Origin of the sequence: Kocuria rosea (assembly GCF_006094695.1) — a bacterium.
In the GTDB taxonomy this organism is placed as follows: Bacteria; Actinomycetota; Actinomycetes; order Actinomycetales; family Micrococcaceae; genus Kocuria; species Kocuria rosea.
In genome coordinates, this window is the sequence record NZ_CP035103.1 from 3,047,696 (window position 1) to 3,062,654 (window position 14,959).

The following is a 14,959-nucleotide window of genomic DNA, read 5'->3' on the forward strand; positions in this document are numbered from 1 at the left end:
AGGACGGCGACAACCAATCAACCGAATAAAACATCCGGTATCAACAAACATGGCACACTATTGAGTTCTCAAACAACAGACCGATCAGCCGTGTCTCGCTTGACACCTTGCTGCCGGAGTGCTCTGCAACCTTAGCCCTTCCGGTCGACCCCGGTCAATCTCAGGTGAACTCTTGGTTACCTGATCGTGACGGCGCCGCCTTCCAGCGAAGCTCACAATCTCCCACCCTAACACTCTTCCGCTCCCGTGCAACTCGCTGGCTGCTCGGTCGGGACCGTTCGGTGGGGGATGCCGCCCCGTGGATCTCCCGGAGGAGTTCCTCGCCGCGACGACTTGGATGAAGTTACTCGGTTTCCGCGGCCCGTGCAAACCGGCCTCCCGGACCCGCCGCCGCCGCCCGCCGGCGGTTTCTCCGGGCGCCCCGCATCCGGTCCCGGGACGGCGGAAGGGCCCGGATCCGAGGATCCGGGCCCTTCCCGTGACTCCGGCCGGCTCCCGCGGGAACGGCCGGGGCCGGCTCAGTGCTCGGCCGGCTTGAGGTACAGGACGGCGAGCGGCGGGACGGTCAGCTCGACCGAGGCGGGGTTGCCGTTGTGGGCGCCCTCGGTGGCGGTGACCTTGCCGAGGTTGCCCACGCCCGAACCGCCGAAGAGCTCGGAGTCCGTGTTGAGCGCCTCGACCCACTCCCCCGCCCACGGGAGGCCCAGCCGGAAGTTCTCGTGCGGGTTGCCAGCGAAGTTCGCCACGCACACGAGCGGGTTGCCCTGCTCGTCCCAGCGTGTGAAGGACAGCGTGTTGCGCCCGGCGTCGGCCGCGTCGATCCACTCGAACCCCGCGGGGTTGTTGTCCCGCTCGTACAGCGCGGGGGTCTCCCGGTAGATCCCGTTGAGGGTGCGGACCAGCTCCTGGACGCCCTTGTGCGGCGGGGTCTCCGAGAGCCACCAGTCGAGGCCGTGCTCCTGGGACCACTCGGACTCCTGGGCGTACTCCGTGCCCATGAAGATCAGCTGCTTGCCGGGGTGGGCCCACATGAACGCCAGGTAGGCGCGGACGTTGGCGAGCTGCTGCCACCGGTCGCCCGGCATCTTGCGCAGGAGGGAGCCCTTGCCGTAGACGACCTCGTCGTGGGAGATCGGGAGCAGGAAGTTCTCCGAGAACGCGTAGACCAGCGAGAACGTGAGCTTGTTGTGGTGGTAGTACCGGTTGACCGGGTCCTCCGCCATGTACTCGAGGGTGTCGTTCATCCACCCCATGTTCCACTTGAGCCCGAAGCCCAGCCCGTCGGCGTCGGTCGGCCGGGTCACGCCCGGGTAGGACGTCGACTCCTCGGCGATCATGACGATCCCCGGGGTGCGCTTGTACGCGGTGGCGTTGGCCTCCTTGAGGAACGCGATCGCCTCGAGGTTCTCGCGGCCGCCGAAGACGTTGGGCTCCCACTCCCCCTCGTTGCGCGAGTAGTCCAGGTAGAGCATGGACGCGACCGCGTCCACGCGCAGGCCGTCCACGTGGAACTCCTCGAGCCAGTAGGAGGCGTTGGCCACCAGGAAGTTCCGGACCTCGTTGCGGCCGTAGTCGGGGATCAGCGTCCCCCAGTCCTTGTGCTCGCCGCGGCGGGGGTCGGCGTGCTCGTACAGGGGCTCGCCGTCGAAGCGGGCCAGTGCCCACTCGTCCTTCGGGAAGTGGCCCGGGACCCAGTCCACGATCACGCCGATGCCGGCCTGGTGCAGCTTGTCCACGAGGTAGCGGAACTCGTCCGGGCTGCCGAAGCGGGAGGACGGCGCGTAGTAGGACGTCACCTGGTAGCCCCAGGACCCGCCGAACGGGTGCTCGGCCACGGGCATGAACTCCACGTGGGTGAAGCCCTGCCACGTGAGGTACTCGACGAGCTCCTTCGCGAGGTCCTTGTAGCCGAGGCCCTTGCGCCACGAGCCGATGTGCAGCTCGTAGACGCTCATGGGCGCGTTGTGCGGATCGGTCGCCGCCCGGCGCGCCATCCAGGCGTCGTCCTGGAACTCGTAGTCGGACTCGAAGACGCGGGACGCCGTGGACGGCGGCACCTCGGTGCCGAAGGCCATGGGGTCCGCCTTCTCGCGCCAGCCGCCGTCCCGGCCGAGGATGCGGAACTTGTAGGTGGCGCCGGAGCCCAGGCCCGGGACGAAGATCTCCCACACGCCCGAGGAGCCGAGGGAGCGCATGGCGTGCTCGCTGCCGTCCCAGCCGTTGAAGTCGCCGATGACCCGCACCGCCTGGGCGTTGGGCGCCCACACGGCGAAGGCCACGCCGGTGATGTCGCCCATCGCGGAGGGGTAGCGGCGCACGTGCGCGCCGAGGACGGTCCACAGCGTCTCGTGGCGGCCCTCGCCGATGAGGTGGAGGTCCAGCTCGCCGAGGGTCGGCCCGAAGCGGTACGGGTCGTCCAGCCGCTGCGGCTCCAGGTCCCGGTAGGTCACGTCCACGCGGTAGTCGGGGATCCGGCCCGGCTCGTGCGCGGGGACCACGCCCGTGAAGATGCCGCCCCACTCGTGCTCGAGCTCGAAGGTGCCGTCCTGCGTCACGACCGCGACCGCGGTCGCGAACCGGCGCAGCGTGCGCACGGTGACGCTGCCGTCCGGGTTCAGGTGCGCGCCCAGGACGCTGTGCGGGTCGTGGTGGCGGCCCTCGGACACGGCGGCCAGCACGTGCTCGGCCACGTGCACCGGTCCCGCAGGGGCCACGTCGTGGCCGGCCGGGACGGCGCGGGACTTCTGGACGGGGTCGGATCGGTCCTGCGGAGTGCTGGCGCTCACTGCGTCCTCGATTTCCGTTCCCGCTGCCGCAGGGATGAGCCGCGCGGAGCGGGAGCTGTCGTCGTCGTGGTCGGTGCCGGGGGCGGGGTCCGCACCGGCGGTATCAGGGTTCACGCTACGCGACCGGAGGCTCTCCAGTGAACGGCGAACCGCCGCTGCCGGGACGTCCACCCAGTCGGGGCGGTTGCGCTGCTCGTAGACGACCTCATACAGGGCCTTGTCCAGCCACAGCGCCTGGAACAGCGGGGAACCGCGGTCCACCGGGTGCCCGGCGCCCTGCTCGTAGCCCGCCAGGAACGCGTCGCCGGCGCGCCGGCCCCACGCCTCGGCGTCCGCCGCGCCGGCACGGGCGCCGAAGGCGGCGGCGTAGTCGAAGGAGCGCAGCATGCCGACCACGTCGCGCAGGGCGACGTCCGGCCGGGTGCGCTCCTCGATGGCGCGCAGGGGCTCCCCCTCGAAGTCGAGCACCTTGAACTGCCCGTCCTCGGTCTGCAGGACCTGGCCCAGGTGGTAGTCGCCGTGGATGCGCTGCAGCGGGGGCAGCTCCGGCACGTCGTCGAGGGAGGTGATCAGCTGGTCGAGGGCGGCCGAGTGCTCCGAGAACAGGGAGCCGGTCTCCGTGCGGGCCCAGCGCAGGCGTCCGCCGAGGTCGTTCAGGAGGCGGGCGCGGGCGTCGTCGTCGGGGACGTCCGCGCCGAACGCGCGGCCCAGGTCGCGGTGCACGCGCGCGGTGGTGCGGCCCAGTTCGCGGGCCTCCTCGGTGAAGTCCGTGCCCTGCTCCGCGGCCTCGACGGCCCGGCCCCACGCGTCGGCGGAGCCGGCGAGGAACTCGGTGGCCACGGCCAGCTGGCCCTGCACGGTGCTCAGCCCGGTGCGCCAGCGGGCGTCGAGCCACCCGAAGGTGCTCGGCACCGCGGGGCAGCCGAGCGCGGTGAGCTCGCGACCCACCTCCACGTCCGGGTTGTCGCCCTCCCCCAGCACGCGGAAGAACTTCACGATCACGGCGTCGGCGTCCGCCCGGCCCGCGGGCGGGGTGAGGATCACCGAGGAGTTCGACTGCTCGCTCGAGATCACGCGGACCTGCGCGGGCGTCTCGACCGCGTAGGGGACGCGCAGCACGTCGGCGTGCGCGCCCGTCACGGTCAGCCCCAGCGGGCCCGAGCTGAGCTGCTCCGCGCGCTGCATGAGCCCCAGGACCGGCCCGACGAACGCCGGGTCGCCGACCCCGTCGTAGACCCAGGGGCCGGCCACGGCGTCCTCCGCACCGGGCAGCGGCAGCCCGGTGCGGTGGGCCACGGCACGGCCGGCGCGGGCGGCCCGGTCCCGGAGGAAGCGCGCGGCCCGGCGCGGGGTGGCGGTCTCCTCCGCCGGGACGCCCGTCCCGGCGTCCTCGGCCGCGGCGGGCGCCAGCTCGCCGACGAGGAAGCGCTCGGCGCCCTCCAGGGGCGCGGCGCGGAAGCTCAGCGGCACCTGGAGCAGCTCGGTGCGCGCCCCCTCGGAGGCCTCGACCAGCAGGAGCCGGGCGCCGGCGCCCTCCTGGTCCGGGAGGGCCAGCTGGGCGACGACCCGCAGCTCCGTGCCCGCACCGCCGTCCGCGAAGGGGAACCACCGCTGCCGCGGCAGCCACCGGCGCAGGAGGTCGAGGAGCTCGTGGGGGTGCTGGTCGGTCATGGGATCGGGTCCTTCCGGGACGGGCGAGGAGGTGGCCGGACGCACGGACGCGCTCAGGACTTGGTGGCGGTGATGATCGGCATGGCCGTGGTCTGGGGGGACGTGCCGTCGTCGCGGGGAGCGGCCCGGAGGCGCAGCCAGAAGAAGTCCTGGCTGCCGAGGGTGATGCGGTACTCCCCGGCCTCGTCCACCTCGCCGAACAGGTCGCCGCCGAAGAGCTCGCGCAGCCCGCGGCCCGCGAACTGGGGCAACCGGATCCGGGCGCACGCCGGGGTGTGCGCGAGGTTGAACAGGCACAGCACGGTCTCGCCGCGCCCGTCGTCGGCCTCCTCGTCGGGGAGCACGCGCAGGAACGCGAGCACGGAGTCGTGGTCCGTCTCCACGCCGACGTACGAGCCGAGGCCGAACGCCGGGTGCGCCTTGCGCACCGCGAGCATCTGGCGCATCCAGTGCAGCAGGGACGACGACGACGCCAGCTGCGCCTCCACGTTGACCTGGTTGTAGTGGTAGACCAGCGACTGCACCACGGGCAGGTACAGCTTGCCCGGGTCCGCCTTGGAGAACCCGGCGTTGCGGTCCGGGGTCCACTGCATGGGGGTGCGGGACGCGTCGCGGTCGTCGAGCCAGATGTTGTCGCCCATCCCGATCTCGTCCCCGTAGTACAGGAACGGGCTGCCCGGCAGGGACAGGAGCAGGGCGTGGATCAGCTCGATCTCGGCCCGCGAGTTGTCCAGCAGGGGGGCCAGGCGGCGGCGGATGCCCACGTTGGCGCGCATGCGCGAGTCGGGGGCGTACCAGCCGAGCATCGCCTGGCGCTCCTCGGTGGTCACCATCTCGAGGGTCAGCTCGTCGTGGTTGCGCAGGAACGTGCCCCACTGGGTGCCGCGCGGGATGTCCGGCGTCTCCCGCATGGTCTCCACGATCGGGGCGGCCTTCTGGTCCCGCAGCGCGTAGAAGATCCGCGGCATGATCGGGAAGTGGAAGCACATGTGGCACTCGGGGTCCTGCTCGCTCCCGAAGTACTCCACCACCTCGTGCGGCATCTGGTTCGCCTCGGCGATCACCACGCGCCCCGGGTACTGGTCGTCGATCATGCGCCGCAGCTCGACCAGGAAGTCGTGGGTGCCGGGGAGGTTCTCGCAGTTGGTCCCCTCCTCCTCGATCAGGTACGGGATCGCGTCGGCCCGGAAGCCGTCGATGCCCATGTCGAGCCAGAACTTCACCACGTCGTGGACGGCCTCCACCACGGCGGGGTTCTCGAAGTTGAGGTCCGGCTGGTGGGAGAAGAAACGGTGCCAGAAGAACTGCCGGCGGATCGGGTCGAACGTCCAGTTCGACTCCTCGGTGTCCACGAAGATGATCCGGGCGTCCTGGTACAGCTCGTCCGTGTCCGACCAGACGTAGAAGTCGCCGTAGGGCCCCTCGGGGTCCTCGCGGGAGGCCTGGAACCACGGGTGCTGGTCGCTCGTGTGGTTGAGCGGGAGGTCGATGATCACCCGCAGGCCGCGGGCGTGCGCCTCGGCCACGAGGCGCTTGAAGTCGCTGATCGTGCCGAACTCGTCGAGCACCGAGTAGTAGTCCGAGATGTCGTAGCCGCCGTCGCGCAGCGGGGACTCGAAGAACGGCGGCAGCCAGAGGCAGTCGATGCCGAGCCACTGCAGGTAGTCGAGCTTGTCGATCAGGCCGGAGAAGTCGCCGGAGCCGTCACCGTTGGCGTCGGAGAACGCCCGGACGAGCACCTCGTAGAACACCGCTTTGCGGAACCAGTCGGGGTCGTGGGAGATGCCGGGCGCGTTGAGCGAGTACGGCGAGATGCTCATGCGGGGGTGCCGCCTTTCGGACAGGTGGGACGGAGGCCATCGGAGCTTGCGGAGGGGGCCCTCCCGGGGACGTCGCCCGGGAGGGCCCCGACGGGGTGCGGTCGAGCCCCTACTTGACGTTGCGGCGGACGTGCAGGACGTGCGCGGGGTCGTAGTGCGGGTCCAGGCGCACGTAGTTGTGCGTGCCCCACTTCCAGGAGTTCCCGCTGAGCAGGTCGTCCACCCAGAAGCTGCCGTCCTCGTTGAAGTCCGCGTCGTCCAGGTCCAGGGTCTCCAGGTCCAGCCACACGGTGCCCTCCCGGGTCGCGTGCGGGTCCACGTTCACGACCACGATCACCGTGTCCTTGTAGCTCGAGCCCCCGTGCCGGACGGTCTTCGTCTTCGAGTAGGCGACCAGGGCGTCGTCGGACGTGGACTGCACCGTCAGGTTCTGCAGGTCGCCGAACGCGGCGTGCCGGCGCCGGATCTCGTTGAGCCGCGTGAGGTACGGGGCGAGGGACTCGCCGCGCTCCTCGGCGCCGGCGAAGTCACGGGGCCGGTACTCGTACTTCTCGTTGTCGACGTACTCCTCGGCGCCGGCCCGGGCCACGTGCTCGTAGAGCTCGTAGCCGGCGTAGACGCCCCAGAGGGGCGAGCCGGTGGCGGCCAGGACGGCACGGATCTTGAAGGCCGCAGGCCCGCCGAACTGCAGGTACTCGGTGAGGATGTCGGGGGTGTTGACGAAGAAGTTCGGCCGGTACACCGCCGAGGTCTCGTGGCTGATCTCCTCGAGGTACTCCTCGATCTCCTTCTTGGTGTTGCGCCAGGTGAAGTACGAGTAGGACTGCTGGAAGCCGACCCGGGCGAGGCCCTGCATCATGGCCGGGCGGGTGAACGCCTCGGCCAGGAACACGACGTCGGGGTGCTTGGCGTTGACGGTGCCGATCAGCCACTCCCAGAACCACAGGGGCTTGGTGTGCGGGTTGTCGACCCGGAAGATCTTCACCCCGTGGGAGATCCACAGCTCCACGATCCGCAGCACCTCGAGGGACAGGCCCTCGGGGTCGTTGTCGAAGTTGATCGGGTAGATGTCCTGGTACTTCTTCGGCGGGTTCTCCGCGTACGCGATGGAGCCGTCGGCGCGGGTCGTGAACCACTCCGGGTGCGCGGTGACCCACGGGTGGTCCGGGGAGGCCTGCAGGGCGAGGTCCAGGGCCACCTCGAGGCCCAGGTCCCCGGCGCGGGCCACGAAGCCGTCGAAGTCCTCGAACGAGCCGAGGTCCGGGTGGATCGCGTCGTGCCCGCCTTCGGGGGCGCCGATGGCCCACGGGGACCCCGGGTCCTGCGGACCGGCCACCAGGGTGTTGTTCGGGCCCTTGCGGTGCGCCGTGCCGATCGGGTGGATCGGGGGCAGGTAGATGACGTCGAAGCCCATGGCCGCGACACGGTCGAGGCTCTCGGCGGCGGTCCGGAAGGTGCCGGAGGCCCACGTGCCGGACTCGGCGTCGAAGACGGCGCCCTCGGAGCGGGGGAAGAACTCGTACCAGGACCCGCGGCCGGCGGCGGCGCGCTCGACCTTCAGCGGGTAGCGGCGGCTCTCGGTCACGAGGTCGCGCAACGGCCGCTCGGCGACCACGGCCAGGACCTCGGCGGAGGTGCCGGCCTCGAGCCGGTGCTCGGCGGGCAGCTCCCCGTTGCCGAGCGTGCGGGAGACCGCGCGGAACAGCTCGGCGTCGGAGTCCGGGCGGCCCGGCTCCGCGGCGGCGCGGTCGAAGAGCACGACACCCTCGGCCATCATGAGGTCGACGTCCTGGCCGACACCCACCTTGATCTCGGCGGCGTGGCGCCACGTCTCGAACAGGTCTCCCCAGCCCTCCACGGCGAAGGTCCAGGCGCCCTCGGACGACGGCGTCAGCCACGCCTCGTAGCGGTCGGTGCCGGGAGTGGTGAGGCGCATCGGCACGCGCTCGGCCTCCGCGCCCTGCGGGTCGTAGAGCACCGCGGTCACGCCCAGGGCGTCGTGGCCCTCACGGAACACGGTGGCGCCCACGCGGATCGACTCGCCCGGCACGGCCTTCGCCGGGAAGCGGCCGTCCTCGACCACGGGGCTCACGCCGACGACCGGGATCCGGCCGTAGACCAGGTCCTCGCGGGAGAACGCCGAGCCGGCGGCCTTCCGGCGCGTGGTCGTCGACTTCCGCGGCGTGGTGGCCTTCTTGGCGGTGGCCGTCCTCGTGCCGGCGGCCTTGGCCGCAGGCGTCCCTGCGGCTGACTTCGCCGCGGCCGTCCTGGCCGTGGACGTCCGCTTGGCACGCGGCTTGGGCTCCGCCGCGGGGACGACGGCGATGCCGGGCTCGTCGGCCACGGGCGCCGTGACCTCGGGCTCCGGGGCCTTCCGGGCGGTGGACGCTCTGCGCCGCGCCGGTGCCTTCTTCGCGGGCTGCTCGGCCGGCGCCGCGGCGGCACCGGTCCCGGCACCGGGAAGGGCGGGCGTCGTCGTCGAGGGGTCGGGGGCGGGCGCGCCGGCCGGGCTCGAGGCCGGGTCGGACGGGGGCGGCGTGTTGGCTTGGCTCACCTGGACCACGTTAGCGACAAACCCGGCGATCGTTAAGCCCGCTGTGGAACCGTGGGACGGTGTCGCCGTCCCAGTGTCACGGCCCCGGTCGGGCGGTGCGGCGCGCCGGGGGACGGATGGGCGGCGGCACCGCCGTCCGGCGCCGCCGCACCGGTAGTCTGACGGCGTGAAGGCAATCCGTAGATTCACCGTGCGCACCGTGCTGCCGGAGTCCATCGCCCCTCTGAGCCGACTCGCGAGGAACCTCCGCTGGTCCTGGCACCGGCCCACCGAACAGCTGTTCGCCGAGCTGAACCCGCAGGCCTGGGACGCGGTCCACGGGGACCCCGTCAAGCTCCTCGGCTCCCTCACCCGGGAGGAGATCCAGCAGATCGCCCAGGACCCGGCCACGGTGCGCCGGATCGAGGAGCTGGACGCCGATCTCGAGCGCTACCTCACCGACGACCTGTGGTACCAGAAGACGCAGGCGGAGGACGCCCCGCGGTCCATCGCCTACTTCTCCGCCGAGTACGGTGTCACCTCCGTGCTCCCCCAGTACTCGGGCGGGCTGGGGATCCTCGCCGGCGACCACCTCAAGAGCGCCTCGGACCTCGGCGTGCCGGTGGTGGGCGTCGGCCTGTTCTACCAGCACGGCTACTTCAAGCAGTCCCTGTCCCGCGACGCGTGGCAGCAGGAGTCCTACCCCGTGCTCGACCCGGACGGCATGCCCCTGACGCTGCTGCGGGAGGAGGACGGGAACCCGGTCCGGATCACCCTGCCCCTGCCCAACGGCCGCTCCCTGTCCGCCCACATCTGGCGGGCCGACGTCGGCCGCGTCCCCCTGCTGCTGCTCGACTCCGACATCCCGGACAACGACGACCACGCCCGCAACGTCACGGACCGCCTCTACGGCGGCGGCGGCGACCACCGGCTCCAGCAGGAGCTGCTCCTCGGGATGGGCGGGATCCGGGCGCTGCGGGCCTTCTCCCGGCTGACCGGGGCGCCCGCCCCGGAGGTCTTCCACTGCAACGAGGGCCACGCCGGGTTCCTGGGCGTCGAACGGATCGCGGAGCTCATGGACCCGGCGGACGGGACCGAGCCGATGACGTGGGACGAGGCCCTGACCGCGGTGCGCTCGGCCACCGTGTTCACGACCCACACCCCGGTGCCCGCGGGCATCGACCGGTTCGAGCAGGCGCAGATCGAGCACTTCCTCAACGCGGGTCTCGCCCCGTCCGTGCCCACGGCCAAGGTCCTGTCCCTGGGCGCCGAGGACTACGACGGCGGCGACCCCGCCAAGTTCAACATGGCCGTCATGGGCCTGCGCCTGGCGCAGCGGGCCAACGGGGTGGCCAAGCTGCACGGCATGGTCTCCCGGGGCATGTTCCAGGGGCTGTGGCCGGGCTTCGACGCCGACGAGGTGCCGATCGGCTCGATCACCAACGGCGTGCACGTCATGACCTGGATCGACCCCCGCATGGCGGAGCTGGCCCTCGACCCGATGGGCTCTGACCTGAACCGGGCGGCGCGGTGGCGCCGGATCTACGGCGTCGACGACGCCGAGCTGTGGGCCGTCCGCCGGGAGCTGCGCACCCGCCTGGTGGAGGACGTCCGGGCCCGGCTGCGGGCGTCGTGGAAGAAGCGCGGTCTCGCGGACGCCGAGCTGGGCTGGACCGACTCGGTCCTCGACCCGGGCGTGCTCACGATCGGCTTCGCCCGCCGGGTGCCCACCTACAAGCGGCTCACGCTCATGCTGCGGGACCCGCAGCGGCTCAAGCGGATCCTGCTGGACCCGGAGCACCCCGTCCAGCTCGTGGTCGCCGGGAAGTCCCACCCTGCCGACGAGCAGGGCAAGCGCCTGATCCAGGACCTCGTGCGCTTCACGGACGACCCGGAGGTGCGCCACCGGATCGTGTTCCTCCCCAACTACGACATCGCGATGGCCCGGACCCTCTTCCCGGGCTGCGACGTGTGGCTGAACAACCCGCTGCGCCCGCTCGAGGCGTGCGGCACGTCCGGGATGAAGGCCGCCCTCAACGGCGGGCTGAACCTCTCGGTGCTCGACGGCTGGTGGGACGAGATGTACGACGGCCAGAACGGCTGGGCCATCCCGACCGCCGACGAGGGCGCGCACCCGGACGAGCGCGACGACATCGAGGCCGCCGCCCTCTACGAGCTCATCGAGAATCACGTGGCCCCGCGGTTCTACGGCGAGACGGCGGAGGGCTCGGACCCGAACACCGACGGCGTGCCCCACCAGTGGCTGGCCATGGTCAAGCACACCCTGGCGACGCTGGGCCCGCAGGTCTCCGCCAAGCGCATGCTCGAGGACTACGTGCAGCACCTCTACGTCCCGGCCGCCGTCTCGGGCCGCCGGGCGGCGCTGGACGGCCACGCGGCCGCCCGGGCGAAGTCCCGGTGGGTCGGGCGCGTGCGCCAGGCGTGGGGCCAGGTGGCGGTCGAGCACGTGGACGCCGAGGGCGTGGCCCAGGAGCCCCAGATCGGGGACGAGCTCACGGTGTGCGCCTACGTGTCCCTCGGCTCGCTGAGCCCGGAGGACGTGTGCGCGGAGATCGGGTACGGCCGGGTCTCGGAGACGGACCACATCCACGAGCGCAAGTACGCGGGCCTGAGCCCCGTCGGCGACCTCGGCGGGGGGCGGCACAAGTTCTGCGGCACGATCACCGTGGACCGCTCGGGCCCGTTCGGCTACACCGTCCGGTTGCTGCCCGCCCACCCCGAGCTCGCCGACAAGGCCGAGCTGGGACTGGTGACCAACGCCTGAGCCGCCGCCGCGCGGCGCGCAGGAGGGGCCGCACCCGTGATCCACGGGTGCGGCCCCTCCTGCGCGCGGGCCGCCGCAGCTCGGCGCACCGGAAAGCTCGGCGCACCGGGCCCCTCAGCGCACCGGGCCCCTCAGCGCACCCGGGTGCTCAGAGCACCCGGAAGAGCGTCACCGAGCCGGCGGGCACGCCCTGCGCCTGGCCCGCCCGGTAGCGCGTCCCGTAGCGTCCGTGCAGCACGGAGGCCGTGCTGTGCACCAGGGAGTAGACGCCGTCGGCCTTCGCGAGGGGGTGCCCCTGCTCGTCCGGCCGCAGGAGCTCCGCGAGGTTCGGGAAGGTGATCGCCATGTCGGCGCTCGCGCCGTTGATCACCATGAGCCCCGCCACCCGGCCGCCGCGGGACCCGATCAGCACCTGGATGGTCCGGGCCCCGGGGGTCTGCCAGCCGGCGGCGGTCATGGCCGACCCGTCGGGGCCGAACCAGTGCATCATCACCTCGTCGGGGCGCGTCGGGAAGTGGGACGGCTGTCCGGCCAGGAACTCCCCGCGCACGCCGATCAGGGATCGGGTGGCCGCGAGCATGGCGCGGTCCGCCGGCGTGAGCCGCCAGTCCACCCAGGACAGCTCGTTGTCCTGGCAGTAGGCGTTGTTGTTGCCGCGCTGGGTGCGGCCGAACTCGTCCCCGGCCGTGATCATGGGCACGCCCTGGGAGAAGAGCAGGGTGGCCATGACGTTGCGCATGGTCTGGGCCCGGTCGGCCCGGATCCGCACGTCGCGCGCCGGGCCCTCCACCCCGTGGTTCCACGAGTGGTTGTCGTTGGTCCCGTCCCGGTTCTTCTCCAGGTTGTCCTGGTTGTGCTTGTTGTCGTAGGAGACGAGGTCCGCCAGGGTGAAGCCGTCGTGGGCGGTCACGAAGTTCACGGACGCCAGGGCGCTGCGCCCGGACGCGGCGAACATGTCCGAGGAGCCGGCGAGCGCCCCGGCGAGCCGGGCGGCGTTGCCCCCGTCCCCGCCCAGGCTCATGCTGCGCGGGCCGGTGAGCCAGAAGTCGCGGACGGTGTCCCGGAAGCGGTCGTTCCAGTCGGCCCACCCCTCGGGGAAGTGACCGGTCTGCCAGCCGCCCATGCCCACGTCCCAGGGCTCGGCGATGAGCTTCGTCCCGAACAGGGCGGGGTCCGCGCCGACGGCCACGAGGAAGGGGTGGTTGCGGGTGAAGCGGTGGCGCTCGTCCCGGGCCAGCTCGGGGGCGAGGTCGAAGCGGAAGCCGTCCACGTGGCAGCGCTCCACCCAGTAGCGCAGGGAGTCCAGCGCCATCTGCACCACCCGCGGGTTGCCGAAGTTCACGGAGTTGCCGCACCCCGTGACGTCCACGTAGCGGCCGTCCTCGCCGTGGCGGTAGTAGGCCTCGTCGCCGAGTCCCCGCCAGCAGTAGGCGGGCTCCTCCTGGCCGGCCTCCGCCGTGTGGTTGTAGACGACGTCGAGGTAGACCTCGAGCCCCGCGCGGTGCAGCTCCCGGACCATCGCCTTGAACTCGTCCAGCACGCCCTGCGGTCCCCGGGCGCGGGCGGCCTCGGTCGCGTAGCCGGCGTGCGGGGCGAAGAAGCCCAGGGTGTTGTAGCCCCAGTAGTTGCTCAGCCCGAGGGACGTGAGGTGCGGCTCGTCCAGGTGGGCGTGCACCGGCAGGAGCTCGACGGCCGTGACGCCCAGGGACGTGAGGTACCCGGTCATCGCGGGGTGCGCGAGCCCGGCGTACGTGCCCCGCAGCTCCTCCGGGACGTCCGGGTGCAGGGCGGTCAGGCCCTTGACGTGCGCCTCGTAGACGACGGTGTCCCGCCACGGGGTGGCCGGGCGGCGGTCCTCGTCCCAGTCGAAGTCCTGCTGGACGACCACGGAGACGTAGCGGCCCCCGTAGGCGTCGGGGCCGGGATCGACGACGCCGGGCGGCGGGGCGACGCGGCGCAGCCCCTTGCCGTAGGGGTCGAGCAGGATCTGCTGGGCGGCCGGGTCCGGGGAGCGGTGGCGGGAGGCGACCGGCGAGTCGGCGGGCACGAACCCGTACTCCGTGCCGGCGGGCAGGGCCGGGGCCTCGTCCCGGTGCCGCAGGTAGTCGAAGCCCGTCTCCGAGAGCCGCTGCTGCTCGGCCGGCGGGATCGTCCCGTGGTGCACACCGCCGGTGCGGCCGGTGAGCCGCCGCCGCTGCCAGCGGCCGCCGGGCAACCGGAAGACGATGTCCAGGTCGGGGATCCCCGGGGCGTAGACCGCCACGTTCGCGCTGCCGTCGCGCTCGGGAGAGGGGTGGACCCCGAGGGGGTAGGGGTGGGAGACGTACGGCCGACCGGTGTCCTGCCGCCGGGGCTCAGGAACCAGCACGGCGTCGCGACACCTCGTACAGGGTGATGCCCACGGCCATCGAGGCGTTGAGCGACTCCATCGTGGAGTCGATGGGGATGGAGACGACCTGGTCGCAGTTCTCGGTGACCAGCCGGGACAGGCCCTTGCCCTCCGAGCCGACCACGATGACGAGCGGCTCGGTGGCCAGCTCGAGGCCGGGCAGCTCGACGTCGCCGCCGCCGTCGAGGCCGACCACGAAGTAGCCCATGGCCTTGAGCTCCTCGAGGGTGCGGTTGAGGTTGGCCGCCTTGGTGACGGGCACGCGGGCCGCGGCGCCGGCGCTGGTCTTCCAGGCGGAGGCCGTGACGCCCACGGACCGGCGCTCGGGCACGATCACGGCGTTGCCGGAGAACGCGGAGACGCTGCGGATGATGGCGCCGAGGTTGCGGGGGTCGGTGATCCCGTCGAGGGCGACCATCAGCGGGGGGCGGCGGATGTGCCGCTTCTCCCACTGGGTCATGAACTTCCGGGCCGCCTCCACGGCGTCCTGGTACTCGTAGGCCGGCACCTGCAGGGCCACGCCCTGGTGCACGGCGTCGCTGGTGAGCCGGTCGAGCTCGCCCTTGGAGGCCTCGAGGATCGTGATCCCGCGTTCGGCGCAGAGCTGCAGGATCTCGCGCACGCGGTCGTCGACGTCGATCTTGCTCGCCGCGTACAGGGCCTTGGCGGGGATGTCCGCGCGCAGCGCCTCGACCACGGAGTTCCGCCCGGTGACGAGATCCTCCTGGACCTTGCCGCGGGTGCGGGCCGGGGAGCGGCCGCCCTGGCCCTGCCGCCGGTCGGCGGCCTTCTTCATCTTGTGCGCCTTGTGGTACGGGCGGTCCTCGGCCTTGGGGGTGGGGCCCCGGCCCTCGAGGGCCTTGCGTCCGTGGCCGCCGGTGCCGACCAGCGGGCCCTTCTTGTTCTTGCGGATCGCGCCGGGACGTTGCTTGGGGGTTGGCATGGGTTCCTCTGTTCGGTCGGTGTGGTGCGGCC

6 protein-coding genes are annotated in these 14,959 nt (G+C 72.1%); 1 reads left to right on the forward strand and 5 read right to left on the reverse strand.

The window, feature by feature from the left end; genetic code table 11:
• Nucleotides 1-518 precede the first annotated feature (518 nt).
• From glgB to EQG70_RS13940, 3 genes are all read right to left on the reverse strand, one after another.
• A complete protein-coding gene (gene glgB, locus EQG70_RS13930; protein WP_109269388.1) occupies nucleotides 519-4,457 on the reverse strand; it encodes a 1,4-alpha-glucan branching protein GlgB in 3,939 nt (1,312 codons plus the stop codon).
• A 53-nt stretch (nucleotides 4,458-4,510) separates the two neighbouring features.
• A complete protein-coding gene (gene treS / locus EQG70_RS13935; protein ID WP_017831955.1) occupies nucleotides 4,511-6,277 on the reverse strand; it encodes a maltose alpha-D-glucosyltransferase in 1,767 nt (588 codons plus the stop codon).
• A gap of 109 nt (nucleotides 6,278-6,386) precedes the next feature.
• On the reverse strand, nucleotides 6,387-8,840 hold the full coding sequence (locus tag EQG70_RS13940; protein ID WP_017831956.1) for an alpha-1,4-glucan--maltose-1-phosphate maltosyltransferase: 2,454 nt from the start codon (nucleotides 8,838-8,840) through the stop codon (nucleotides 6,387-6,389).
• Between the two features lie 157 nt (nucleotides 8,841-8,997).
• Between EQG70_RS13940 and glgP the strand changes: the two genes are divergently transcribed.
• Nucleotides 8,998-11,595 (forward strand): alpha-glucan family phosphorylase, encoded by a 2,598-nt coding sequence (gene glgP, locus EQG70_RS13945; protein ID WP_109269389.1) that lies wholly within the window; start codon nucleotides 8,998-9,000, stop codon nucleotides 11,593-11,595.
• 148 nt (nucleotides 11,596-11,743) lie between these two features.
• Here glgP and glgX read toward each other — a convergent pair whose 3' ends face one another.
• Entirely contained in the window at nucleotides 11,744-13,963 is a 2,220-nt protein-coding gene (glgX, locus tag EQG70_RS13950) for a glycogen debranching protein GlgX (RefSeq protein ID WP_109243828.1), read from the reverse strand.
• Entirely contained in the window at nucleotides 13,950-14,927 is a 978-nt protein-coding gene (gene rlmB, locus EQG70_RS13955; RefSeq protein ID WP_095650907.1) for a 23S rRNA (guanosine(2251)-2'-O)-methyltransferase RlmB, read from the reverse strand. Before rlmB ends, glgX begins: the two co-directional genes overlap by 14 nt.
• Nucleotides 14,928-14,959: the final 32 nt, after the last annotated feature.